At 66.2% G+C, this 25361-nt stretch carries 22 protein-coding genes; 14 read left to right on the top strand and 8 right to left on the bottom strand.

Annotated features, from left to right (window positions below):
- The first annotated feature begins 66 nt into the window (after positions 1 to 66).
- The 5 genes from tig (at position 67) to ACQPXH_RS25945 (ending at position 5445) form a co-directional block, all read left to right on the top strand.
- Positions 67 to 1440 carry a trigger factor gene (tig, locus tag ACQPXH_RS25965; protein ID WP_433599101.1) on the top strand — a complete coding sequence of 458 codons (1374 nt, stop codon included), beginning with the start codon at positions 67 to 69 and terminating at the stop codon, positions 1438 to 1440.
- Between the two features lie 338 nt (positions 1441 to 1778).
- Positions 1779 to 2387: an ATP-dependent Clp protease proteolytic subunit gene (locus ACQPXH_RS25960; protein WP_084509095.1), complete on the top strand. Its 609-nt coding sequence runs from the start codon at positions 1779 to 1781 to the stop codon at positions 2385 to 2387.
- Positions 2388 to 2434: 47 nt separating this feature from the next.
- Complete coding sequence (locus ACQPXH_RS25955; protein WP_063044696.1) at positions 2435 to 3103, top strand: ATP-dependent Clp protease proteolytic subunit; 669 nt, start codon at positions 2435 to 2437, stop codon at positions 3101 to 3103.
- Positions 3104 to 3532: 429 nt separating this feature from the next.
- Positions 3533 to 4813 (top strand): ATP-dependent Clp protease ATP-binding subunit ClpX, encoded by a 1281-nt coding sequence (gene clpX, locus ACQPXH_RS25950; protein ID WP_063044679.1) that lies wholly within the window; start codon positions 3533 to 3535, stop codon positions 4811 to 4813.
- 281 nt (positions 4814 to 5094) lie between these two features.
- Positions 5095 to 5445: an STAS domain-containing protein gene (locus tag ACQPXH_RS25945; RefSeq protein WP_433599100.1), complete on the top strand. Its 351-nt coding sequence runs from the start codon at positions 5095 to 5097 to the stop codon at positions 5443 to 5445.
- A gap of 59 nt (positions 5446 to 5504) precedes the next feature.
- On the opposite strand, the gene ACQPXH_RS25940 is transcribed toward ACQPXH_RS25945, so the two are convergent.
- A complete protein-coding gene (locus ACQPXH_RS25940; RefSeq protein ID WP_433599099.1) occupies positions 5505 to 5882 on the bottom strand; it encodes a nuclear transport factor 2 family protein in 378 nt (125 codons plus the stop codon).
- 553 nt (positions 5883 to 6435) lie between these two features.
- On the opposite strand from ACQPXH_RS25940, the gene mihF reads away from it, so the two are divergent.
- Together mihF and ACQPXH_RS25930 are read left to right on the top strand one after the other, a co-directional pair.
- Complete coding sequence (gene mihF / locus ACQPXH_RS25935; protein WP_040687687.1) at positions 6436 to 6750, top strand: integration host factor, actinobacterial type; 315 nt, start codon at positions 6436 to 6438, stop codon at positions 6748 to 6750.
- A 16-nt stretch (positions 6751 to 6766) separates the two neighbouring features.
- Positions 6767 to 7177 carry an NUDIX hydrolase gene (locus ACQPXH_RS25930; protein ID WP_433599098.1) on the top strand — a complete coding sequence of 137 codons (411 nt, stop codon included), beginning with the start codon at positions 6767 to 6769 and terminating at the stop codon, positions 7175 to 7177.
- Positions 7178 to 7240: 63 nt separating this feature from the next.
- On the opposite strand, the gene ACQPXH_RS25925 is transcribed toward ACQPXH_RS25930, so the two are convergent.
- The 4 genes from ACQPXH_RS25925 to ACQPXH_RS25910 all read right to left on the bottom strand — a co-directional run bounded on the left by ACQPXH_RS25925 (position 7241) and on the right by ACQPXH_RS25910 (position 12874).
- On the bottom strand, positions 7241 to 7774 hold the full coding sequence (locus ACQPXH_RS25925) for a hypothetical protein (RefSeq protein ID WP_433599097.1): 534 nt from the start codon (positions 7772 to 7774) through the stop codon (positions 7241 to 7243).
- Between the two features lie 68 nt (positions 7775 to 7842).
- Positions 7843 to 8676, bottom strand: a complete 834-nt coding sequence (gene fdhD / locus ACQPXH_RS25920) for a formate dehydrogenase accessory sulfurtransferase FdhD (protein WP_433599096.1) — start codon at positions 8674 to 8676, stop codon at positions 7843 to 7845.
- Entirely contained in the window at positions 8673 to 10982 is a 2310-nt protein-coding gene (locus ACQPXH_RS25915; RefSeq protein ID WP_433603582.1) for an FdhF/YdeP family oxidoreductase, read from the bottom strand. The genes fdhD and ACQPXH_RS25915 overlap by 4 nt, the downstream gene beginning before the upstream one ends.
- Before the next feature lie 374 nt (positions 10983 to 11356).
- Positions 11357 to 12874, bottom strand: coding sequence for an FHA domain-containing protein (locus ACQPXH_RS25910; RefSeq protein WP_433599095.1), 1518 nt, complete (start codon positions 12872 to 12874; stop codon positions 11357 to 11359).
- 576 nt (positions 12875 to 13450) lie between these two features.
- Between ACQPXH_RS25910 and ACQPXH_RS25905 the strand changes: the two genes are divergently transcribed.
- Positions 13451 to 13978: a GNAT family N-acetyltransferase gene (locus tag ACQPXH_RS25905; protein ID WP_433599094.1), complete on the top strand. Its 528-nt coding sequence runs from the start codon at positions 13451 to 13453 to the stop codon at positions 13976 to 13978.
- Positions 13979 to 13980: 2 nt separating this feature from the next.
- Here the strand turns inward: ACQPXH_RS25905 and ACQPXH_RS25900 are convergent, their stop codons facing one another.
- Positions 13981 to 15534: a glycerol-3-phosphate dehydrogenase/oxidase gene (locus ACQPXH_RS25900; RefSeq protein WP_433599093.1), complete on the bottom strand. Its 1554-nt coding sequence runs from the start codon at positions 15532 to 15534 to the stop codon at positions 13981 to 13983.
- 28 nt (positions 15535 to 15562) lie between these two features.
- Positions 15563 to 16171 (bottom strand): TetR/AcrR family transcriptional regulator, encoded by a 609-nt coding sequence (locus tag ACQPXH_RS25895; RefSeq protein ID WP_433599092.1) that lies wholly within the window; start codon positions 16169 to 16171, stop codon positions 15563 to 15565.
- 152 nt (positions 16172 to 16323) lie between these two features.
- On the opposite strand from ACQPXH_RS25895, the gene ACQPXH_RS25890 reads away from it, so the two are divergent.
- Together ACQPXH_RS25890 and ACQPXH_RS25885 are read left to right on the top strand one after the other, a co-directional pair.
- Positions 16324 to 17901, top strand: a complete 1578-nt coding sequence (locus ACQPXH_RS25890) for an FAD-binding oxidoreductase (protein ID WP_433603581.1) — start codon at positions 16324 to 16326, stop codon at positions 17899 to 17901.
- Positions 17898 to 18854, top strand: coding sequence for a YegS/Rv2252/BmrU family lipid kinase (locus ACQPXH_RS25885; RefSeq protein WP_433599091.1), 957 nt, complete (start codon positions 17898 to 17900; stop codon positions 18852 to 18854). Before ACQPXH_RS25890 ends, ACQPXH_RS25885 begins: the two co-directional genes overlap by 4 nt.
- Positions 18855 to 18864: 10 nt before the next feature.
- Here the strand turns inward: ACQPXH_RS25885 and ACQPXH_RS25880 are convergent, their stop codons facing one another.
- Entirely contained in the window at positions 18865 to 19545 is a 681-nt protein-coding gene (locus tag ACQPXH_RS25880; RefSeq protein ID WP_433599090.1) for an AAA family ATPase, read from the bottom strand.
- A 402-nt stretch (positions 19546 to 19947) separates the two neighbouring features.
- Here ACQPXH_RS25880 and ACQPXH_RS25875 point away from each other — a divergent pair, with 402 nt between their 5' ends.
- From ACQPXH_RS25875 to ndk, 4 genes are all read left to right on the top strand, one after another.
- Positions 19948 to 22626 (top strand): valine--tRNA ligase, encoded by a 2679-nt coding sequence (locus ACQPXH_RS25875; RefSeq protein ID WP_433599089.1) that lies wholly within the window; start codon positions 19948 to 19950, stop codon positions 22624 to 22626.
- Entirely contained in the window at positions 22623 to 24083 is a 1461-nt protein-coding gene (gene folC, locus ACQPXH_RS25870; RefSeq protein WP_433599088.1) for a bifunctional tetrahydrofolate synthase/dihydrofolate synthase, read from the top strand. Before ACQPXH_RS25875 ends, folC begins: the two co-directional genes overlap by 4 nt.
- Before the next feature lie 241 nt (positions 24084 to 24324).
- Positions 24325 to 24651 (top strand): DUF4233 domain-containing protein, encoded by a 327-nt coding sequence (locus tag ACQPXH_RS25865; RefSeq protein WP_433603580.1) that lies wholly within the window; start codon positions 24325 to 24327, stop codon positions 24649 to 24651.
- Positions 24652 to 24746: 95 nt separating this feature from the next.
- Positions 24747 to 25163 carry a nucleoside-diphosphate kinase gene (gene ndk / locus ACQPXH_RS25860; RefSeq protein ID WP_433599087.1) on the top strand — a complete coding sequence of 139 codons (417 nt, stop codon included), beginning with the start codon at positions 24747 to 24749 and terminating at the stop codon, positions 25161 to 25163.
- The last annotated feature ends 198 nt before the right edge of the window (positions 25164 to 25361 follow it).

Raw genomic sequence — 25361 nt, 5'->3', positions numbered from 1 at the left:
CGTGATTACCCCCAGCAAGTCGGCCACAAGCAAGTCGACCAGAACCAACGAACAAGGAGCATGTCCGTGAAGAGCACCGTCGAGCAGCTGAGCCCGACCCGGGTCCGGATCAACGTCGAGGTGCCTTTCGAGGAGCTGAAGCCGGACTTCGACAAGGCCTACAAGGCGCTGGCCAACCAGGTTCGCATCCCCGGCTTCCGTCCGGGCAAGGCCCCGGCCAAGCTCCTCGAGGCCCGCCTGGGCCGCGGCGCGATCCTCGAGCAGGTCGTCAATGACGTGCTGCCCGGCCGCTACAGCGAGGCCGTCGCCACCTCCGAGGTCAAGGTCATCGGTCAGCCCGAGATCGAGATCACCAAGATCGAGGACGGCCAGGAGCTGGCGTTCACGGCCGAGGTCGACGTGCGCCCGGAGATCGCCCTGCCCGCCTACGACGGCATCGAGGTGACCGTCGACTCGTTCACCATCGGTGACGAGGACATCGAGGAGCAGCTGCAGTCGCTGCGCCAGCGCTTCGGCACCCTGACCGGTGTCGAGCGTCCGGTCCAGGACGGCGACTTCGTCTCCATCGATCTGTCGGCCACCGTCGACGGCGAGGACGTGCCGGAGGCGGCCACCACCGGCCTGTCCCACGAGGTCGGCTCCGGTCAGCTGATCGAGGGCCTGGACGAGGCGCTCGACGGGCTTTCGGTCGACGAGTCCAAGGAGTTCACCTCGACCCTGGTCGCCGGTGAGCATGCGGGCAAGGAGGCGGTCATCACCGTCACCGTGCGCTCGGTCAAGGAGCGCGAGCTGCCCGAGGCCGATGACGACTTCGCCCAGCTGGCCAGCGAATTCGACACTCTCGACGAGCTGAAGGAAGACCTGCGCAACCGGGTCGAGCGCGTCAAGAAGGTCGAGCAGGCCGGTCAGATCCGCGACAAGGTGCTCGAGACCCTGCTCGAGCAGGTCGAGGTGCCGTTGCCGGAGGCGGTCGTGCAGGCCGAGATCGACGCCGTGGTGCACGATGCCGTGCACGGCTTCGACCACGACGAAGTCAAGCTCGCCGAGGCGCTCGAGGCCCAGGGTTCCAGCCGCGAGGAATTCGACAAGGACACCAAGGAGTCCGCCGAGAAGTCGGTGAAGACCCAGCTGCTGCTGGACGCCATCGCCGAGGCGGACAACACCCAGGTCGGCCAGGAGGAGCTCACCGAGCGGATCCTGTTCCAGGCGCAGCGCTACGGCCTCTCGCCCGAGCAGTTCATCCAGCAGGTGCAGCAGGCGGGCCAGCTCGGCGCGGTCTTCGCGGACGTGCGTCGCGGTAAGGCGCTGGCCGGTGTGGTCGGCAAGGTGAAGGTCACCGACTCCGACGGCAACGCCGTGGACACCGCCGAAATGTTCGGCGCCCCTGAGGGTTCCGAGCCGGAGGGCACCGAAGAGACCACCGCCGCGAGCGCCGAATAATTCCATGGAGGAGCAGCGTGATCTGGACGTATGTGGTTTGGTGATTGCGCTGTGAAGGAGCGTAGCGAGTGAACCAAATGCACAGTGCGCTCTCGCGCACAGTGCGATCGAGCGTCAGCGAGATTGCGCCGTGAAGGAGCGTAGCGAGTGAACCAAAAGCACAGTGCGCTCTCGCGCACAGTGCAATCGAGCGTCAGCGAGATTGCGCTGTGAGCGAAGACGGGCGGTACCAGGAGTTCGGTGCCGCCCCGGCTTCGTTAATGTTTGTGACAAGCGAACCAGAGATGGCTGTTCGGTATCAGCAACGAGCCGGTAAGAGAAGGCAGGTATCCGTGACAATGAACAAGGCAGGGGTCGTCATGACATCCGCGACTGCTGGTCTGAACCTCAGTGATTCGGTGTACGAGCGCCTGCTGCGTGAGCGCATCATCTTCCTCGGCACCCAGGTCGACGACGACATCGCCAACAAACTGTGCGCGCAGATCCTGCTGCTCACGGCGGAGGACCCCACCCGCGACATCGCGCTCTACATCAACTCGCCGGGTGGTTCGGTGACCGCGGGTATGGCCATCTACGACACCATGCAGTTCGCCGAGTGCGATATCGCCACATACGGCATGGGCTTGGCCGCATCGATGGGTCAGTTCCTGCTCACCGCAGGCACCAAGGGCAAGCGGTACGCCCTGCCGCATGCGCGCATCATGATGCATCAGCCGTCGGCGGGTATCGGTGGTTCCGCGGCCGATATCGCGATCATGGCCGAGCAGTTCGCGCACACCAAGCGCGAGCTCAACGAGCTGCAGTCGCTGCACACCGGCAAGCCGATCGAGCAGGTCACCATCGACGCCGACCGTGACCGCTGGTTCACCGCGCAGCAGGCCCTCGAGTACGGCTTCATCGACCGCGTGATCACCCATGCGGCGCAGGCGAACGGCGCGGGTAACTAGCAACTGCCGAGCTGCCCCGTTCCCCCTCAACGACTTTGGAGACGAAGATGGCCAATCTGTTCGACCCGCGCGCCGGCCTCGGCGGCACCGCCCCGGCGAGCCCGCAGTCGCGCTACATCCTGCCTTCGTTCATCGAGCACTCGAGCTTCGGTGTCAAGGAGTCCAACCCGTACAACAAGCTGTTCGAGGAGCGCATCATCTTCCTCGGCGTGCAGGTCGACGACGCCTCGGCCAACGACATCATGGCGCAGCTGCTGGTGCTCGAGTCGCTGGATCCCGACCGCGACATCACCATGTACATCAACTCGCCGGGTGGTTCGTTCACCTCGCTGATGGCGATCTACGACACCATGCAGTACGTGCGTGCCGATGTGGCCACCGTCTGCCTGGGCCAGGCCGCTTCCGCCGCGGCCGTGCTGCTCGCGGCCGGTACCCCTGGCAAGCGCGCCTGCCTGCCCAACGCCCGCGTGCTGATCCACCAGCCGTCGCTGGAGGGTGGCATCCAGGGGCAGGTTTCGGACCTGGAGATCCAGGCCGCCGAGATCGAGCGCATGCGTCGCCTGATGGAGACCACGCTGGCGCGCCACACCGGTAAGGATGCGGACACCATCCGCAAGGACACCGACCGCGACAAGATCCTGACGGCCGAGGATGCCAAGGAATACGGGATCATCGACACGGTCTTCGATTACCGCAAGCTCAGCGCCCAGAAGTAGGGCGGACGCGCCGGGCCCGGCGCGCCGATCGCTCGTAAGTTGCTCTATGTCAGGAAATTCCGGCCGGGCCATATGCCGCTCGGCATGTGCCCCGGCCGGAATTTCTTCAGGGAAGCCGACCGGCCGGAAGGGTGTCCGGCGGAAGGGTTTCCGAGGCGGGCGGCCAGGAGTGTCGGATGGCCGTCGATCGGGGTGAACGTGTTCCATAGTGGTGAGAACTCGGACGACCCCCGTGAGAAACATGCTCGAGTTGTCGACCTCCGTCGCACACACCGGGTACGGTCGACCTAGGGACCTTTGCTCCCGGTTGACGGCAGTGCTCGAACCGTCGGAATGGCTCGAGGTGTTCGTGATTACACCCGAGGGTGGCGGATTGCTGGCAACCTGGATAGACGGTTGCACGCGGACAAGGAAGTAGGGACCCACGAGATGGCGCGCATCGGAGATGGCGGCGATCTGCTGAAGTGCTCGTTCTGCGGAAAGAGCCAGAAGCAGGTCAAGAAGCTCATTGCGGGACCAGGGGTGTACATCTGCGACGAGTGCATCGATCTATGCAACGAGATCATCGAGGAAGAGCTGGCCGAGTCCAGCGAGGTCAAACTCGATGAGCTGCCCAAACCTGCCGAGATCCGGGATTTCCTGGAGAACTACGTGATCGGGCAGGACACCGCAAAGCGCACCCTCGCGGTGGCCGTCTACAACCACTACAAGCGCATCCAGGCGGGCGACAAGGGTCGCGACAGCCGCGGCGAGACCGTCGAACTGGCCAAGTCCAATATCCTCATGCTCGGTCCCACCGGCTGCGGTAAGACCTACCTTGCCCAGACGCTGGCCAAGATGCTCAACGTCCCGTTCGCCATCGCCGACGCGACGGCGCTGACCGAGGCCGGATATGTCGGTGAGGATGTCGAGAACATCCTGCTGAAGCTGATCCAGGCCGCGGACTACGACGTCAAACGAGCCGAGACCGGGATCATCTACATCGATGAGGTCGACAAGATCGCCCGCAAGAGCGAGAACCCGTCGATCACCCGCGATGTCTCCGGTGAGGGCGTGCAGCAGGCGCTGCTGAAGATCCTGGAGGGTACGCAGGCGAGTGTGCCGCCGCAGGGCGGACGCAAGCATCCGCACCAGGAATTCATCCAGATCGACACCACCAATGTGCTTTTCATCGTTGCGGGTGCGTTCGCGGGGCTGGAGAAGATCATCTCCGATCGCACCGGACACCGCGGCATCGGCTTCGGCGCCGAGGTGCGGTCCAAGGCGGAGATCGATACCGATGACCACTTCGCCGAGGTGATGCCGGAGGATCTGATCAAATTCGGTCTGATCCCGGAATTCATCGGCCGCCTCCCGGTCGTCGCCTCGGTGACGAACCTGGACAAGGACTCATTGGTCAAGATCCTCTCCGAGCCGAAGAACGCACTGGTGAAGCAGTACGTGCGGCTGTTCGAGATGGACGGCGTGGACCTGGAATTCACCGATGACGCGCTGGAGGCGATCGCCGATCAGGCGATCCTGCGCGGCACTGGCGCTCGCGGTCTGCGCGCCATCATGGAGGAGGTCCTGCAGCTGGCGATGTTCGACATCCCCAGCCGCGACGACGTCGCCAAGGTGGTCGTGAACGCCGACACCGTCAACGACAATGTGCTGCCGACCATTGTGCCGCGCAAGGCGCAGCGCGCCGAGCGCCGGGAGAAGTCGGCGTAGCAGCCGCAGTATGCATACGTCACGAGTGGGCCGGAGATTTCCCGGCCCACTCGATGTGTATCGGCCTACCGGTTCGGGTACTCGTAGGTCACGGTTGAGTAACCAGCCCAGTCCTGGTCCTGGATGATCGGGGCGAAAAGTTCCCGCCGACAATGGTTTCTGCCCGGCGGATGCGACGGACCGAGGTCCTTATGTCGACAGTTCTTGTTTCCTCAGATCAACGTATCGCTGCCGCGGACGGATCCGGACCGAAGCGATCCGCCGAGCGTCTGTGTGTAGTCGTGTCGCCGCCGGTGGATTCGGTCACCTTGTGTGCCGTCGGCGGCGAGATGGACTACCTGACGGCCGACGCCCTTCGGCAGTCTCTGCTGGCGGCACTGCCGACGGCGGGCGCGGTGGTGGTTATCGACCTATCGCAGGTGACGTTCTTCGGCGTCGCCGGGCTGCGGGTGTTGATGGAGGCCCGATCCTGGTTCGGCCACAGCGGCCGTCGACTCCAGTTGATCACGGGCCCGCGCTGCGTGGATCGGTTACTCGAGGTCGCAGGTCATGCCGCGGTCTTCGATGTCATCCCGAGCCTCGCCGCGGTCGCGCGGCCGAAACCGCTCGAGTTTGCTCGCGCGAGCGCCTGATAGTCGAAACGTGGGTGCGGCAGTCGAATTCGACTGCCGCACCCACGGTCTGTGTGGACTCAGGATGCTTCGTTGCGCATATCGTCCTGGCTCCAGTAGGCGCGCATGGCGATGATCTTGCCCTCGTCGTCGAAGTCCATCGCATCGATGGGTGAGAGGGTGAAGCGCTGATCGCCGGACTTGGTGACGACGGTGAACATGAAGGCGGCGTGATTGCCTGCGATTCGAACCGAATCCGTGTGCAGCTCGGTTTCCCGATCGAGGTTTCCGAGCACCTCGTAGAACTCGCGAATGGCGTCGTGCCCGCGCTTGGGTTCGGTGCCGATCGGGTCCTCCACCACCGCATCGGGTGCGTAGAGGTCGATGATCGCCTCGGTCGGGCCGGAACCGACCAACTTCACGTACTGTGCGATCACATCGCGGATCTTGGCTGCCATGGAAAACCTCTCACGAATTGAAACGTGTTCTAACTCTGAGCGTAGCAGCGTCCGGTGATCGCGTGACATGGAATCCCGTTGGCTGGGCGGACGTACTGGCGCAGATGCCCCCCGCGCCAGCACTCGTCGGACTGTATTGCGCACCGAACGGGCCCATCCCTCGCCCCCTCGGCAATCTTGTTGGCGCGCTGGTGCTGCTGGATACGGTGACGACCGCTTGTCACATCACTGTGCCGCCCGATCGTGCCCGGGCTCGGAGTCGCCATTGACTCCCTGGTTCGCCGTTGAACCTTCTGTCCCGCACTTGTGCGTCTGCTTTTGGTGTCGCCAGAAACCCTCCGTGTGTTACCGCCGCCACAGCTTTTTGGATTCCTTTTGTCCTTTCGCCTGGTCCGCACGGATCTTCAGCCCGGTGGGGCGGGGGTGTTTCAGAAAACTCGTCGCTATTTCTCGCTGCTCGAACCCGGTGTGTCGAGCTTGTGTGGTGCTCGTCGTGCTGTTTACTCGGTCCGGTCAACCAGATGTTCGAGTGACGAGTGAAAGCGGAGGAGACATGGCACTGCCTACCATGACCGCGGAACAGCGCACTGAGGCGTTGGCCAAGGCGGCTGCGGTCCGCAAGGCGCGCTCCGAACTGATCGGCAAGGTGAAGGCCGGCAAGGTTTCGGTCGCCGACCTGTTGAAGAAGGCGGACAGCGATGACCTGGTCAAGAAGACCAAGGTCGCTGCCGTGATCAAGGCGCTGCCCGGTGTCGGACCGGTCAAGGCGGCCAAACTGATGGACCAGGCGGAGATTCCCGAGGACCGCCGGATCGGTGGACTCGGCGCCCGCCAGCGTGCGGCGTTGCTCGAAGCGTTGAAGGACTGACAAGTAAAGTCGGACCATGATCGGGGAACGAACGCTTACGTCGGTGGCGTGGCTATGTGTCGAGAACGGCCGCTTACTCGCGGTCCGGACCGAGGGACGCGACGCCTTCTATCTGCCGGGCGGCAAGCCCGAGCCCGGAGAAACCCTGGCGGGAGCGCTCGTTCGGGAGGTTCGCGAGGAAGTCGGCGTCGAATTGGAGGCGCACCGGATCACGCCCGTGGTGACGATTACTGCCCCTGCCCACGGGCGTCCCGGAACGCTGGTCGAGATGCACTGCTTCCGCGCACCCGGTCACGGCGCGCCGGCTCCGGCGGCGGAGATCGCCGAGATGGCCTGGCTCGGACCGGACGACGGACACCGGTGTGCGCCGGCCGTTGTGCAGGCCCTCGACCATTTGACCGAGGTCGGAGGTTGGCACGCGTCCTGAACGCTCACTTCGCACGGAGAACGCCCCACAGCATGCGCTGTGGGGCGTCACTGTTTCGGCGGTCTAGCGATTCGTGCGGCGGCGGGGGCGTTGGAAGGTGATCGGGGCGGGATCGCGCAACTGCGGCCCACGCGGGGTGACCAGGATCAGGGCCAGACCGAGCGCGACGATCAGCGCCGCACCGATGACGCTGACGGTGAAACTGGCCCCGCCCATATCGGCGGGTTTGTGGAAGGCGTGATAGATCAGGTGCGGAAGGCCGAAGACCAGCCAGCCCAGGCCCGCGACCTGGGCGAGTGCGCTGCCGCCGAGGAATAGCGCGGCCAGTGTCACTGCGGTGAGCGCCAGGAAGAACGAGCCGACATCGGAGGCCAGATGGTGGTTGTACGGGCCGTCCGCGGAGATCCACTGCATGCCGAAGCCGGGAAAGCTGGTGTACCAGGAGTACGGTGCCGAGACCGCCCACAGCCCGACGACTGCGCCCTGAAATGCCAATATCCCCAACATGATTCGCACCGCGAGCCAGCGATTGCGCTGCTGTTCGAACCGCATCCGCACGCGTAGCCCACCGGATTTGCCATCTACCGTGATCCGCATCGGTCTCTCCGTTCATCGCCGAACCAGGGATCTGGTGCTGCAACCGTAGGTCGGACCTCGGGTCACGATCAATAGGCGGCGACCTCGTCGGTGATGGTCAGCCGGTCCGCGCGGGAGTAGATGTTCATGGTGTCCCCGCGCAGGAAGCCGACCAGGGTGAGGCCGGATTCGGCGGCCAGATCGATGGCCAGCGAGCTGGGGGCCGAGACGGCGCCGAGCATCGGGATGCCCGCCATCACGGCCTTCTGGACCAGTTCGAAGGACGCCCTGCCGCTCACGATGAGCACGAGATCGTTTGCGGGGATGCGGTTTTCGAGCACGGCCCAGCCCAGTACCTTGTCGACGGCGTTATGCCTGCCGATGTCCTCGCGCACGGCGAGTGCGGTGCCGTCGGTGGTGAACAGTCCCGCGGCGTGCAGACCGCCGGTGGCGTCGAAAACCGTTTGGCGGATGCGCAATTGGTCCGGCATGGCAGCGAGGGTTTCGGTGTCGACGGTGATCGAGGTGGTCGGCAGCGGAAATCTGGTCTGGGTGCGGACCTCCTCGAGTGCGGTTTTGCCGCAGAGGCCGCATGCGCCGGTGGTGAGGAAGTTGCGGCCGTGCACTGGGATCGGGTTGCGCAGGTGGACATCGAGGACGTTGTAGGTGTTCTGCCCGTTCTCGTCGGTGCCCGCGCAGTAGCGCGCGCTCACCACATCCTCGGCGGTTCGAATAATGCCTTCGCCCAGGAGGAATCCGTGCACCAACTCGATATCGCTGCCCGGGGTGCGCATGGTGACGGTGAGCGATTGGCCGTCGAGGCGCAACTCCAACGGTTCTTCTACCGCGACGGAATCCGGGCGTTCGATCACGCCGTTGGGCGAGATGCGGCGCGTCTTGCGGCGCGCGGTCACTCTACTCACGATGGCTGCCCCACATGGACGTGCGGCTCCACCCGGATGGTCACGGCCTTGGACACCGGGGTATTGGACCGTGCCGCAACGTGATCCAGCGGAACCAGTGGATTGGTCTCGGGATAGTAGGCGGCGGCATTGCCGCGCGGGGTCGAGTATTCGACGATGCGGAAGCCGGTCACCTTGCGCTCGGTGCCGTCGGTCCATTCGGAGACCAGGTCCACCAGATCACCGTCCACGAATCCGAATTCGGTGATGTCGTCGATATTCATCAGGATCACCTTGCGGCCGCCGTGCACACCGCGATATCGGTCGTCCAAGCCGTAGATGGTGGTGTTGTACTGGTCGTGGCTGCGCAGGGTCTGCAGGATCAACCGGCCTTCGGGCACCGGGACCCAGGTCAATTCGTTCACCGCGAAATTAGCTTTGCCGGTGGCGGTGTGGAATTCACGGGAGTCGCGCGGGGGATGCGGCAATACGAAGCCGTTGCGGTCGCGCACCCGCTTGTTGTAGTCGTCGCAGCCGGGGACGACTCGGGCGATCGCATCGCGGATCTTGTCGTAATCCTGCTGATACTGCTCCCATGGCACCGGGTGCCCGGCGCCGAACAGCGTCTGTGCGAGTTCGCAGACGATGGCGACCTCGCTGCGCAATTGCTCGCTGACCGGCTTCAGCCGACCGGTGGACAGATGCACCATCGACATCGAATCCTCCACCGACACTTGCTGTTTCGTGCCGTTCTGCAGGTCGAGATCGGTGCGGCCGAGGGTGGGCAGGATGAGTGCGGTCGCGCCGTGTACGACGTGGCTGCGGTTGAGTTTGGTGGAGACTTGCACGGTCAGCGCGCAACTGCGCAGCGCGGCCTCGGTCACCCCGGTATCCGGGGTGGCGGACACGAAATTGCCGCCCATGCCGATGAACACCTGTGCCGCACCCGCGCGCATGGCCCGGATGGCATCGACGGTGTCGTAGCCGTGTTCGCGCGGGCTGGTGATGCCGAATTCGCGGTCGAGTGCGTCGAGGAACGTGTCGGGCATCTTCTCCCAGATGCCCATCGTGCGGTCGCCCTGGACGTTGGAGTGGCCGCGCACCGGACAGACGCCCGCACCGGGCTTGCCGATCATGCCGCGCAGCAACAGCAGATTGGTCGCCTCCTCGATGGTGGCGACGCCGTGCTTCTGCTGGGTCAGGCCCATTGCCCAGCAGATGATGATGTTCTTCGATTCGGCCAAAAGTGTTGCGGTGCGGTACAAATCGTCGTCGGTGAGCCCGGTTGCCGCCCGCACCGTGCCGAGATCGACTGCGCGCGCATTCTTTTCGTATTCGGTGAAGCCCGCGCAATGCGCATCGACGAATTCGCGGTCGACCACCGTGCCCGGTGCGCGGTCCTCGGCCTCGAACAGGAGTTTGCCCAAGCCCTGGAACAGCGCCATATCACCGCCGAGCCGGATCTGCAGGAAGTCGTCGGCAATGGTGACGCCGCTGGTGAAACCCTTGACCGTCTGTGGGTCGCGGAAGCCGAGCAGTCCGGTCTCCGGCAGCGGGTTGACCGCGATGACCTTGGCGCCGTTCGCCTTCGCGTCCGCCAGCGCGCTGAGCATGCGCGGATGATTGGTGCCCGGATTCTGGCCCGCGACGATGATCAGATCGGCCTTGCCGAAGTCGTCGATCGAGACCGAACCTTTGCCGATGCCGATGGAGCTGGTCAGCGCGGCGCCCGAGGATTCGTGGCACATATTCGAACAGTCCGGCAGATTATTCGTGCCGAAGCTGCGGACCAGCAGTTGGTAGAGGAATGCGGTCTCGTTGGCGGTGCGGCCGGAGGTGTAGAACAGGGCCTCATCGGGGGAGGTCAGCGCGCGCAGGTGCTCGACGATGAGTTGGTAGGCGTCGTCCCACTCGATGGGCGTGTAATGGGTCGCGCCGGTGCGAAGCACCATCGGATGGGTGAGGCGGCCCTGCTGGCCGAGCCAGTAACCGGATTTGCTCGCCAGTTCCTCGATCGAATGCCGAGCGAAGAATTCGGGGGTGACGGTGCGCAGCGTCGCCTCCTCGGCGACGGCCTTGGCGCCGTTCTCGCAGAACTCGGCCGGTCGGCGATGCCCGGTCGGCTCCGGCCAGGCGCAGCCCGGGCAGTCGAAGCCGTGCACCTGGTTGAGGCGGGCCAAGGTGCGCGCGGTGCGCAGCACCCCCATCTCCTCGACCCCGCGTTTGAGCGCAACAGCCACAGCTGTCACCCCCGCCGCCTGCTCCTTCGGCTGGGTGACGGTCAATTCGGACTCGTCGATGTCCTGTGTCGGCCCATTGCGGTGCATGCCCGATATTGTCCTCTCCCCGCGAAGTTTGTCGCGGACCCACCCTTTGTCCTGATCCCGGGTGCTCATGTTGCGGCTCCTGCCCGACGGGTACCACCTGGTTCGGATCGTATGCATCAGTGGCTGGTCGGTGTCGGTTACATCGGTGACGCTACCTGGTAGCCAGCGGTTTTCGCCTGGTTCGGGCTCGGCGAGAAGGCTCCGCGCCGGTGCGTGCGGGCTTTACCATTGCTACTGATCAAATCGATCTGAGGCATGGGCGATGGGGACGCTGGCGGCGGCACGGGAGCTGTGCCGGCTGCCGTTGCGGGTGCCCGCGTGCGCCTCCTGCGTCGGGCAGGTCTGGTGTTGGTCGGGCCGATGGTACGAGCTGCTCAGGAGCGGCGGCGTTTGCTGGTGGCCTCGGTCGGGTGTTTCGGGTGGGCCTCGGTGCGGTAGGTGAGGATGCGTTGGCCTATGCGGAGGCTCCAACCGGGATGCAACTCGGTGGGGGTGGTGCCGATGCGGGTCCATTCGTCGGCGCCGGGGGCGGCGATGAAAGTGCCTGCGGGGGTTGCGGCGTCGCGGACGTAGACCTTGCCGCGGTCGACCGAGACATATGCGTGCACCCGCGAGACGTGACGGTCGCGCGGGACCGCAAGGGGCGTGGCCGTGGCGGCACGCACCGTCTCGTCGATCATCGGGCTGCGGCCGACAACATACGGTCGGTCCAGCGGAAACGCGGAGCCATCCGCGAGAACCAGGGCGCCGACGGGCTGTCCCGCCCCCAAGTTTTCCGGGTTTTTCGCGCTGCCTACCGGTCGTAATGGTCGCGGTCGTACCCCCTGCAACGCCGGAATCTTGTGCAGTGCAATCGGTTCCGGCCGCGCTGCCACACCCGACCGTGTTCCGGCGGCCTCATCGCGTTCCTGGGCGGACATGGCCTGGGTACTGATTTCCTCCGGTGCGCCTACCTGCCCGGATTCACCGGACGGTGCCGAACTACTCGGCCGCGCCTCCGACGATGCTTCGATCGGCTGGGCATCGGCCTTCGATCCGGTAGCCGCGGCCTTATCGATCGCCTCGCCGAATCCGACGGCCTGCGTGGCCGATCGTTGCGAGGACCGGCCGGACTGCATCGATCCGGTGGGGCCAGCCTTTTCGGTTGGCTCGTCGTGTGCGGTGGGTTCGGTGCGGGATTGCGGGGACCGGCCGGAGTGCATTGATCCGGATGTGCGCACGGTCTCGGCGGCTTGTGCTGAGTTGCTGAGCTGGGCAGATCTCGTGTGGCGGGGAGTGCCGACGCGTTGCCCGGTCGGGGTGGGCTCGGATTTCGCCGGCTCGCGCAGGGCTTCCAATCCGGCCGGAGCGGTGGGTGGCGGCTCGGCGGTGGAGGTGGCGGTGGTGCGGGCTCGGGCGGGTGTGGATTTTCCGGTGCGGCGGGCGGCCATTCGCAGGACGAAGCCGCTGCCTGGGACGATTCCGGCGCGCAGGTCGGTGCGTGGGAGTTCGTGGATCGGGAAGGCGGTATCGCCGCCGACCGAGATCCGGCGCACCGGTTCTCGCACGATTTCGTCTACCCAGGTGAACGCGCGGGCTCCGGAAAGTCGCCGGGTTCCTTCCGCGCCTTGGATCTCCGCGCTGACCTGTCCGCGCAGCAGAATGACAGTACCGTCGGCCGTCGGTGCGATGACGCCGAACGGTGGCGGTTCGGAATTGCCGCCGAAAACCACTGCGGCCAGCCGCTGCGCGATCGCCGCCCCGGGATGGCGCGTATCGGCCACCGCCTCGATCGCACCGAGTATGCGGTCCGTGGAAGGGGTTTCGCCCGCGAGATACACGACGACCGCACCGAATCGTGCGATCAGACCATCGCCGAGCGCGATCCCCACCGTAGACGCGTCATTCCGCACTCGCGCCTCCTTCCCCGACCACTACCGGCGTCCAGCATAGAACGTGCCCAACACCCGACACCGGCCCTTGCGAGCGCGCGCGCAATGATCTCTATCCGCTCCGATCGCCGAAGTGTCGTGCATCACTCCAGATGGGTGGCGCGGCATCAGGTCCGGTTCTCGCCGAGAGCAGTCGAAACGCGGCACGACACGTCCTGCGGCACCGCCATATGACTGTGCTCGACGGATCGCGATTGCCTCAGAAAGGTTCAGCGGTGAGGGGGTGATCGGGGTGGGAATGCCATCGCAGCGGCGCCAGTAGTGAGGAGCCCGTCGGCGTAGCGGGCGGGAATGAATTCGGCCATCTCCTGTCGCCACGCGCATACAACACCAGGGACACCAACGAGCAGGACTATGTCGCCGAGGTCGCCCGGCACTTCGCCGAACTCCCCCGCCGACCGATACCCGACGCTGGTCGGCATGCGCGAACAGATGCCGGCGGGCGGTGGCGACGATCGGTCCCTGCTGGGCGCTGCGTGCACTGGTCAACGGCATCCTGGCGACTCCGGTCGAATGAATGTCGTGGGAGAATTGTCCATGCGGATGATTCGACCGGCGGTCGAGGACGACCTGCCGACACTGCAAGATATCGAGCGTGTGGCGGGTAAACCATTCGCCGACATCGGCATGATGGCCGTTGCCGATGACGAGCCGCCGTCACTGGATACGCTCCGGGATTTCCAGCGGGCGGGGCGCGCCTGGATCTACCCCGATGACGCGGGCCGCCCGATCGGCTATCTGATCCTCGGAATCGTCGACGGTAACGCCCACATCGACCAGGTCTCGGTGGATCCGGATCACGCGGGCAAGCGGATCGGCAAGCGGCTCATCGACCATGCCGTGCGCTGGGCGAAAGCCCAAGGGATCCGGGCGATCACGCTGACCACCTTCGTAGATGTGGCCTGGAACGGCCCGTATTACGAACGGCTCGGCTTCCGCTTTCTGACCGCCGCCGAGGAGACTGCGGAACTACGCGAAATTCGTGCCGCCGAGGCCGCGCACGGCCTCGACCTCTGGCCGCGCGCCGCCATGCGAGCCGAACTCGACGCCTGGCAGTTGGACTGAAGCTAATGCTGCCGCGCGAAGGCTGCCTCCGCCGCGGGTAGGGCCGCGGCGCGGTCCTCGGGGACGAGACCGATCCGGGTGCGGCGGTCCAGCAGATCGTCGGTGTCGAGCGCGCCTTCGTGTGTGATCGCGAAGGCGAATTCGGCTGCGGTGACGTCGCGTCCGGGCGCGACCTGTTCGGCCAGGGCGGGATTCCGGTCGGCCAGTTCGAGTAGGGCCACGGACTCGCTGCCGTAGCGCTCGACCAGCACGGTCGGGGCGTTGATGCGGTCGCGTGCGGCGCCGGAGACCGCGCCGACCAACGGAAGTCGCTCGGTTCGGCACGGCCAAGCGATGAGGTTGCCATGCGCGGTGGCCGCGTCGACGGCGTCCTCGGCCATCTGGCGGTAGGTGGTGAGTTTGCCTCCGACAATGGTGACGACGCCGGTGGGGGAGTGCAGGACCGCGTGTCGGCGGGAAATATCGGCGGTGCTGTTACCGGACGTCTTCAGTAGCGGGCGCAGTCCGGCGTAGGTTCCGCGAATATCCTTGCGGGCCAATGGCTCTCGTAGAGCAATGTTGATGGTATCGAGAAGGAAATCGATTTCCGTTTCGGTGGGCTTCGGCTCGTCGGGGACCGGACCGGGGGCGTCCTCATCGGTGAGACCGACGTAGACCCGACCGTGCGCGGCGGGGAAGGCGAAGACGAAGCGGCTGGTGCTGCCGGGTACGGGGACGGTCAGCGAGGCGGTCAGACCGCCGAATGATTCGGCGTCGAAGACCAGGTGGGCGCCGCGGCTCGGGCGCAGTTCGATGCTCGGGTCGACTTGGTCGGCCCAGACGCCGGTGGCATTGATGACCGTGCGCGTCCGGACGGACATGGTGTCGCCGGTCAGGGTGTCGCGCAGGGTGGCCGAATCTCCGGTCACGTCAAGGGCTTCCACGCGGGTGAGGACCGTTGCGCCCTGTGCGGCCGCGGTCCGCGCGAGCGCCACTACCAGGCGCGCATCGTCCACCAGCTGTCCATCCCAAGCCTGCAGGCCGCCACGCAACCCGTCGCGACGCACGGTCGGCGCCAACCGCAGCGCCTCGGCGGTTGCGACCCGACGCGAACGCGGCAGTGTCCCAGGCGAAGTGCCCGCACTGCGGCGCAGCACATCTCCGGCGACGAAGCCCGCGCGAATCAAAGTCCGTTGTGCGATACCGATTTCCGGAAGCAGCGGCACCAGCTGCGGCAGGGGGCGAACGAGATGCGGTGCGGTGGTGGTGATCAGAATCCCACGCTCGACCGCACTTTCGTGTGCGATGCCGACCTGTCCGCTGGCCAGATACCGGAGTCCGCCGTGCACCAGCTTCGAACTCCACCGGCTCGTGCCGAACGCCAGATCGTGCCGCTCCACCAGCACGGTTCGCAACCCGCGTGCGGCGGCATCGAGCGCCGCACCGGCACCGGTCACGCCGCCGCCGATCACCAGCACATCGATTTCGCCGCCGTCGCCGAGCAGCTGCAGCTCACGGTTTCGGCGTCCGGCATTCAGCGCGGAATTGCCGTGGGTATCAGCCGAATTAGCGGTCATTACAATCCTTTTCGATTGCCTGAGGAGGTCATCGCGAGTTGTCGACGGGAGCCAGGTAGCCATCTATCGCACGGGTCAATTCGGTATCGAGCGCGGGCCCGGTCAGCAGCGGCGCGACCGTACCGGCCGATTGCACCGCCGACTGCGCGATGAGCAGCAGCATTGTCGCCATCTGTACTGGATCACCGGCGCGAATCGTGCTGTCCCGGTGGCCTTCCCGGATGCCCGCACTGAACAGCTCGACCAGCGCGCGCTGGTTGCGGCCGAGGCGGCCGAAGACATAGGTCAGCATCAGATCGGTATCGGTGCGAAAGATCTTGCCGAACAACGGATTCGAGCGAATTGTGGCCGACCCGGCAACCACGCCCTCGACCAGCCTGGTGCGCGCATCGCCTGCGGTCGGCATGGCGTCGGCGACGATCGCGCGCAGTTCGCGCACCAGCAGTTCAGCCACCAGCGATCCGGTATCGGGCCAGCGCCGGTAGACGGTCGGTCTGCTGACGCCGGCGCGCCGGGCCACCTCGGTGAGCGTGGTGCGGCGCACCCCGAACTCCTCCACGCAGGCCCTGGCCGCGTCGAGGATCGCGAGATCGGTCGCCGAGAGCGCGTCATCGGGGGCGGAGGCCGGGGAGGTCATCGAGTATCACCACCATGTCTGATCGTTACTGCTTGACAGTCTATGTCAAACTGTAACGCATGGTCGAGACGCAACAGCACACCGACGAAATCGGATCGTCCGGGACCGGGGCGCCCGCCGCAAACCCGGGCGCGCCGACGTACGCGGCGAGTATGGTTTGGGACGCCTGGGGCATCCCCGCCGGACACAAGCCGCTTTCGGCTTCGATCCGGAACCTGTTGACACAGGTATTCGGAGTGTCCGGTGATCCGGTGGCGCGCCGCGATGAGGGCGATGTGCCGCTACGTGAGTCGACACTGACGCCGGCTCAACGGGACGGGTTGGTCGCGGTGGTCGGCGTGGGCGGCATTTCGGTCGACCACCACGATCGTCTGCTGCACGCGGGCGGTAAGAGCACCCCTGACCTGCTGCGTCGTCGCGCCGCTGGTCCGCAGGACGCCCCGGATGCCGTCGTCTTCCCCGCCGATCACGAGCAAGTACTCGCGGTGCTCGGTTACTGCGCCGACAATGCCATCGCGGTCGTCCCCTTCGGTGGCGGTACCAGCGTGGTCGGTGGCGTCGATCCGGTCCGCGGTCGCTTCGACACCGTCATCGCGCTGGATCTGCGCCGCCTGGACGGTATTTCGGAGATCGACCCGGTCAGCGGCACGGCAACCCTCGGCGCGGGACTAACCGGCCCCAAGGCCGAGGAACTGCTTGCCGCCCATGGACTTTCGCTCGGCCACTTCCCGCAGAGCTTCGAATTCGCCAGCATCGGCGGATTCGCTGCAACCCGGTCCTCCGGTCAGGCATCGGCGGGCTACGGCCGCTTCGACGACATGGTCCAGCGCCTGAAGATCGCGACCCCCAGCGGCACCATCGAACTCGGCCGCGCACCCGCCTCCGCCGCGGGCCCGGACCTGCGTGAACTGTTCGTCGGGTCGGAGGGTGCGCTCGGTGTGATCACGGAGGTCACGCTGCGGGTGCATCCGATGCCGGAGACCATCGGCTACCAGGCGTGGTCGTTTCCGGACTTCGAAACCGGAGCCGCCGCACTGCGGTCGGTGGTCCAGGCTGGCGCGGCACCGACGGTGTTGCGCCTCTCGGATGAGGTCGAGACCGGCGTCAACCTGGCCCGATCCGCGGATATCGGTGGTGAGGCGGTGGCGGGTTGCCTTGCCATCACCACCTTCGAAGGCACCGAGGCCCATGTCGCGGCCCGCCGCGCCGAGGCGGGTGCACTGCTCATCGAGGCAGGCGGGAAGGCGCTCGGCCGGATTCCGGCCGAGGAGTGGGAGCACGGGCGTTTCGCCGCGCCCTATATGCGCGATGCGCTGCTCGATCTCGGCGTGCTGTGCGAAACCCTGGAAACCGCGACCACCTGGTCGAAGCTGGTCGAGCTCAAGGCGAAGGTGACCACGGCACTGACGGATTCGCTTACCGGGCAGGGCACCCCGCCGCTGGTGATGTGCCACATCTCGCACACCTATCCGACCGGAGCTTCGCTGTATTTCACCGTCATCGCCAAGCAGTTGGACGATCCGATCGCCCAGTGGCACACCGTGAAACGCGCGGTCGGTGACGCGATCGTGGCCGCGGGCGGGACCATCACCCACCATCACGCGGTCGGCACCGACCACCGCCCATGGATTCCGGACGAGATCGGCGATCTGGGCGTGCGGGTGCTGCGCGCGGTGAAGCGGGAACTGGATCCCGCGGGCATCCTCAACCCCGGAAAGCTGGTCCCGTGACACAGGATTCGCGCCCGGTGCGTGCGGTAACCGTGGTGACCAACCCGCAGTCCGGTGTCGGCAGAGGGCAGGAGGTGGCCGCGGCCGCGCTGGCGCGCTTCGCCGCACAGGGTATCGAGGTCACCGAGGTGCGCGCACCTTCGGCCGCCGAATCCGTGCGTCAGGTCCGGGATTCGCTCACCGGAAGCGCCGAGCCGGACGCGGTGGTCTGTATCGGCGGCGACGGGATGATGAACGTCGTACTGGATGCCATCGCGCAGACGGGCGTGCCGCTCGGTTTGGTCCCGGCGGGCACCGGTAACGATCTCGCGCGCGAGATCGGCGTTCCCACCAACGATCCCGTCGCGGCCGCGGACCTGATCCTCGGCGGTCGCACCCGCACCATCGACCTCGGCCGCATCGAATCGCCAGTCCCCGGATTCACCCCCAAGTGGTTCGCCACCGTCACCGGCACCGGCTTCGACGCGCGAGTCACCCTGCGCGCCAACGATATGCGCTGGCCCAAGGGCCCGCTGCGCTACACCTTCGCCGCACTGGCCGAGATCTCCGGCCGCTTCGCCGTGCCGTACCGAATCGAGCTGTCCGGCGTCGTGCCCGGCGCACTCGACAATCCCGACGCCGACACCGTCATCGAGACCGCCGCCGTCATGGTGGCCATCGGCAATACCCGCACCTACGGCGGCGGCATGCGCGTCTGTCCGGACGCGGTCATGGACGACGGGCTACTGGATCTGACTGTCGTAGGCGCGGTTTCGCGCCTGGATATGCTTCGCCTGCTGCCGGCACTGTCGGCGGGTAAGCGAATCGATCACCCGGAGTCCAAGCAGTATCGCGTCGCCCAGGTGACATTGACCGCTCCCGGCGCTCCCGCCACCGCAGACGGCGAACCGGCGGGCACCCTCCCCGTCTCGCTCCGCGCGGTCCCCGGCGCGCTTACCGTGCTGGTTCCATGATTGCTACTGGTCAAGCCGCGAAACTGACCCGGCCCAGGTGGTCGACGGCGGTCCGGTCGAGCACGATCGTCGACACCGGCTCGGGCGGAAGTGGCCGGCCGGAGTCGACGGTGCGGATGAGGCGATCCCAGCGTCGGCAGTGCAGGGTGAAGAAGATCGGATTGATCCGGCGGCCGCGGGCGTGCTGACCGGCGCGCGCGACACCGGCGGGCACATCGAGCAGGATCACGTGTAGCTCCCGGCCGTAGCGCGTCGCCCAGCGACCGATCATTCGTCGGGCCCAGCCGAAGGTGGCGCAATCATGGATCACGACCGGTCCGGCACCGTCTCGCAGCGCGGCCCGGATTCCGGCGTAATGCGCGACGTGCACCACCGGCCGCCACAGCGGATACGGGAGTCGACCTAGCTTGTGCCGCCATCGATTTCGGGAATGGTGTGAATCCAGCACCACCGTGCCCCCTGGGCCGCGCGGCGGCTCCTCGGCATCGGCCTGCGCGCCGAAGAACAATCGCAACGCCGTGCTCTTGCCCGCTCCCGGAATCCCGGCCACGAGCAGCGCCGACCGCGCCGGATACCGCAGTTCCTCGATCGTGCGGCCGCGCAGATCGTGCACGGAATCCGGTGTTACGACGCGGATATCGGGGAGTCGCGGTTGCGAACCGGGATAAGGCGAATCAAGCGGAGGGTTCACTCTTCCAGGCTCCCCAGCCAGATTCGATTAGGCAACCGGGAAAACCCTGATTTTGCTGGCTATTTCGAGAGGTGGGGTACCGCCCGTCACGCCCAGGGGTCATCCCCCACTGCGGACCCCCGATCGCGCACAAGCACAGCCGGGTTGTCACTGCCCTTCCAGTCGGCCCAGCATCCCGGGTGTCCGGGCATCAGACGCGGGAGAAAGTGCCGTTCGGGTGACCACGTAATGAACTCGTCAAGAAGCTGAGAATTAGTTGTGGATTCGGGGCTCGGGCCGGTTTCGGCGGTAAGCTCTCCAGGTGTAGGCGGAGTCTTCGGTGTCCCTCATCCACCGAAGACTCCGCCACTTTATGCCCCGGCCCTTTTATGAGCTCAGCGGGCATCCCACTAGAATGCCTGGGTGACCAGCGCAGCCCCTGACAACACGCGTAATCGTGCCGATGCCCTCCCCAAGAGCTGGGTTCCCAGCGAGGTGGAGGCCGAGCTGTACGAGCGCTGGGTAGCGGCTGGTTACTTCGCCGCCGACCCCGCCGGTGACAAGCCCGGTTACTCGATCGTGCTGCCCCCGCCCAACGTCACCGGCAGCCTGCACATGGGCCACGCGCTCGACCACACCCTGATGGACACCCTCTCGCGCCGCAAGCGCATGCAGGGTTACGAGGTGCTGTGGCTGCCGGGCATGGACCACGCGGGCATCGCCACCCAGACCATCGTGGAGAAGCAACTCGCGGTCGACGGCAAGACCAAGGAAGACTTCGGCCGCGAACTGTTCATCGACAAAGTCTGGGACTGGAAGCGCGAATCCGGCGGACAGATCCAGTGGCAGATGCGCGCCCTCGGCGACGGCGTCGACTGGAGCCGCGACCGCTTCACCATGGACGACGGGCTCTCGCGGGCCGTGCAGACCATCTTCAAGCGCCTGTACGACGCGGGCCTGATCTACCGGGCGGAGCGTCTGGTCAACTGGTCGCCGCAACTGCGCACCGCCATCTCCGATATCGAGGTCAAGTTCGAGGACGTCGAGGGCGAGCTGGTTTCGCTGCGCTATGGCTCGCTGAAAGATGATGAGCCGCATGTGATCGTGGCCACCACCCGGGTGGAGACCATGCTCGGTGATACCGCGGTGGCCGTGCATCCGGAGGATCCGCGCTACCAGGATCTGATCGGCAGCACTCTCGAACATCCGATCACCGGACGTCAGATCCCGATCATCGCCGACGACTACGTCGATCCCGAATTCGGTACCGGTGCAGTGAAGATCACGCCCGCGCACGACCCCAACGACTTCGAGATGGGCCTGCGGCACAACCTGCCCATGCCGAACATCATGGACGAGCGCGCCCGGATTACCGGCACCGGAACCGAATTCGACGGTATGGACCGGTTCGAAGCGCGGGTCAAGGTGCGCGAGCGGCTCGCGGCCGAGGGCCGGATCGCCGCCGAGAAGCGGCCGTACCTGCACAGCGTCGGACATTCCGAGCGCAGCGGCGAAGCGATCGAACCGCGCCTTTCCATGCAGTGGTGGGTCAAGGTGGAGTCGCTGGCCAAGGCCGCCGGTAACGCGGTTCGCAACGGCGACACCGTGATCCACCCGACCAGCCAGGAACCGCGCTGGTTCGAATGGGTCGACAACATGCACGACTGGTGCATTTCGCGGCAGCTGTGGTGGGGCCACCGCATCCCGATCTGGTACGGCCCCGACGGCGAGGTGGTCTGCGTCGGTCCGGACGAGACCGCCCCCGAGGGCTGGGTGCAGGACCCGGATGTGCTCGACACCTGGTTCTCCTCCGGCCTGTGGCCCTTCTCCACCATGGGCTGGCCCGATTCCACCGAGGAGCTCCAGAAGTTCTATCCGACAAGCGTTCTCGTCACCGGCTACGACATCCTGTTCTTCTGGGTGGCCCGGATGATGATGTTCGGCACCTTCGTCTCCGACGATCACGTGCTCACCGCGGGCAAGGCCGGCGCGAAGCAGGTGCCGTTCAAGGATGTGTTCCTGCACGGCCTGATTCGCGATCAGTACGGCAAGAAGATGTCCAAATCGCGCGGCAACGGCATCGACCCGCTCGACTGGATCAACTCCTACGGCGCGGACGCGCTGCGCTTCACGCTGGCGCGCGGTGCACAGCCCGGCGGCGACCTCTCGGTCGGCGAATCGCATGCCCTTGCCTCGCGCAGCTTCGTCACGAAACTGTTCAACGCCACCAAATTCGCGCTCATGAACGGCGCACAGGCCGGCGCGATGCCCGATCGGATCGAACTCACCGACGCCGACCGCTGGATCATCGATCGGCTCGACCAGGTTCGCGCCGAGGTGGATTCGGCCTTCGACGCCTACGAATTCGGCAAAGCCTGCGAGGCGCTGTACCACTTCGCCTGGGACGAGCTGTGCGACTGGTATCTGGAACTGTCCAAGGTGCAGTTCGCCGCCGGTGGTTCGCGCGCCGAGTCGACGAGCATCGTGCTCGGCAATGTGCTCGACGCGGTGCTGCGGCTGCTGCATCCGGTCATCCCTTTCGTCACCGAATCGCTGTGGCGGGCGCTGACCGGCGGCGAATCCGTCGTCGTCGCCACCTGGCCGGAGGCCACCGGTGTGGCCGCGGATGTGATTGCCACACAACGGATTTCGGATGCACAGCGCCTGATCACCGAGATCCGTCGCTTCCGCAGCGACCAGGGCCTGGCCGATAAACAGAAGGTGGCGGCCAAGCTGATCGGCTTGGATACCGCCGGCCTCACCGAACTGCACGATTCGGTGACCAACCTGGCCAGGCTCACCGAGCCCGGTGCCGAATTCGCCGCGACCGCCTCGGTCGAGGTGCGTCTGAGCGGGTCCACCGTGACGGTCGAACTCGACACCTCCGGCGCGGTCGACCTCGATGCCGAACGCCGCCGCCTGGAGAAGGACCTCGCCGCGGCCGAGAAGGAATTGGCCACCACCACAGCCAAACTCGGCAACGAGGCGTTCCTGGCCAAGGCGCCGGATCAGGTGGTCGACAAGATCAAGGGACGTCGCGATGTCGCCGAGGGCGAGGTCGCGCGCATCGGCGCCCGGCTCGCGGAGTTGAGCGGCAGATGAACGCCGAACCGGAACCCCAGTACGCCGACGACGAGCACCCGAAGCGGCGGCTCGGCTCAGGGCCGTCCCCGGTGGATCTGGCCGAAATGGCGTTGGTCGAGGCGGAATTGGATCGGCGCTGGCCGGAGACCAAGATCGAGCCCTCGCTCACCCGCATCGCGACGCTGATGGATCTGCTCGGCTCGCCCCAGCAGAACTACCCGGCCATCCACATCGCGGGCACCAACGGCAAGACCTCGGTGAGCAGGATGATCGATGCGCTGCTGACCGCGCTGCACCGGCGCACCGGCCGGATCACCAGCCCGCATCTGCAGCTGGCCACCGAGCGGATCAGCATCGACAACGCCCCGATCACCCCGGCCGAGTACGTAGAGACCTACCGCGAACTGCTGCCCTATATCGAAATGATCGATAAGCAGTCCGCCGCCGCGGACGGTCCGGCCATGAGCAAGTTCGAGGTGCTCACCGGCATGGCCTATGCCGCCTTCGCGGAGGCGCCGGTGGATGTCGCCGTCGTCGAGACCGGCATGGGCGGCCGTTGGGACGCGACCAATGTCATCGACGGACAGGTCGCGGTGATCACCCCGATCGGGCTGGACCACACCGATTTCCTCGGCGACGATCTCGCTTCCATCGCGGGGGAGAAGGCCGGGATCATCAAACGTGCCCCGGAGAGCCTGGTGCCGCGCGATACCGTCGCCGTCATCGCCGAACAGGAACCCGAGGCCATGGACGTGCTGCTGCGCCGGGCCGTCGAGGTCGATGCCGCGGTGGCGCGCGAGGGTTCGGAGTTCCGGGTGCTGGCCCGCCAGATCGCGGTCGGCGGCCAGCAGCTCGAATTACAGGGGCTCGGTGGGATTTACGACGAGATCTTCCTGCCGCTGCACGGTGAGCACCAGGCCCGCAATGCGGTACTCGCGCTGGCCGCGGTCGAGGCGTTCTTCGGTGCCGGTGCGGATCGGCAGCTCGATATCGAGGCCGTGCGGGCGGGCTTCGCGAATGTCACCAGCCCCGGCCGGATGGAGCGCATGCGCAATGCCCCGACCATCTTCATCGACGCCGCGCACAATCCGGCGGGCGCGCGGGCCCTGGCCGCGACGCTGACCGCGGAATTCGACTTCCGCAAGCTGGTCGGCGTCGTCGCTGTGCTCGGCGACAAGGACGTGGCGGGCATCCTGGACGCGCTGGAACCGGTATTCGACGAGATCGTCGTCACCAACAACGGTTCGCCGCGCGCCATGGATGTCGAACGCCTCGCCGACCTCGCGGTGCAGCGCTTCGGTGACGAACGAGTGGTCACCGCCGACACCCTGCCCGATGCGCTGGAAACGGCCATTGCCATTGCCGAGGAGGTCGGCGATGCGGGCGAGATGGTTTCCGGTGCGGGGGTCGTGGTAACCGGATCGGTGGTCACCGCCGGTGCGGCACGCGCCCTGTTCGGGAAGGACCCGGCATGAGCGTTCAGGCACGGAGGAGGCAGCGTGCGTAAACACGGAGGGCCCCGCGAATACTGCTATGAACACCGGATGAGCCGCGGTTCGGATGCGGCAGCATGAGTAAACACGTGGGGCCCGCGAATGCCGAGGAGGAGACAGCGTGACCGAGTCGACCGGCGACGCCGCCGAGCCCGCGCGGGCCGACGGCGAGCCGCAGGTCCCCCCGCCCGCCGCAGACCCGTGGAAGGGGCTGCGCGGCGTCATGGCGGGCACACTGATCCTCGAGGCGATCACGGTGTTGCTCGCATTGCCCGTGGTCGGGTCCGTCGGCGGCGGTATCGGCTGGTTCTCCGGCGGCTACCTCGTCGTCCTCGCGCTGGTGATGATCCTCGGCGCCGGACTGCAACGCCGCCCATGGGCCATCCCGTTCAATCTGGGCCTGCAAGTCCTGCTGATCCTCGGCGTCTTCGTGCACATCTCCATCGGCGTCATGGGTGTCTTCTTCGCCGTCGTCTGGGGTTTCATCCTGGTGCTGCGTGCCGACGTCAAGCGCCGGATGGAACTCGGCCTGCTGCCCAGTCAACGCTAGCCACTGCTTGCAGGTCGCTCGAAAGGGTCAGCATCCAGGGCTCTTCCGAGCCGCCGGTTCGGTAACCGGGAGTATCGCCTATTAGGCTGTGCGCCGTGACTGAGCAGACGTTGGTACTCATCAAGCCGGACGGTGTGGCCCGTGGCCTCGTCGGTGAGGTGCTGGCCCGGATCGAGCGCAAGGGGCTGAAGATCGCCGCCCTGGAGCTGAAGCAGGTATCCGACGAGTTGGCGCGCGGCCACTACGCCGAACATGTCGAGAAGCCGTTCTTCGGCTCCTTGATCGAGTTCATCACCTCCGGCCCGGTCGTCGCGGCCATCCTGGAGGGTCCGCGCGCCATTGCGGCGTTCCGTCAGATCGCCGGCGGCACCGATCCGGTCGAGAAGGCCGTCCCCGGCAGCATTCGCGGCGACCTCGCGCTGGAGACCCAGGAGAACCTGGTGCACGGCTCCGATTCGCCGGAATCGGCCAAGCGGGAAATCGCACTCTGGTTTCCCGAGTTCCCGGCCTGATAGGCCTCGAGGCGTGGGCTGCGCGAACAGGCAACACAGCCGGTGTCGTCGCGGGGCGTGGCCGAGCGCCAGCGAGGCGAAGTCGTGCGGCGATGGAGAGACGTCGCCGCACTGTGTGGGATACTGGCAGTGGTTGCTGACGACACCGACTGTTCGCGCAGGTACGCGGACGATCGGTGCCGGACGGTAACCGGATGA

It is taken from the genome of Nocardia sp. CA-135953 (assembly GCF_050955735.1).
Lineage (GTDB): Bacteria > Actinomycetota > Actinomycetes > Mycobacteriales > Mycobacteriaceae > Nocardia.
Note: the sequence above shows the minus strand (reverse complement) of the source record. Positions and strands in the feature narration are given on the sequence as shown.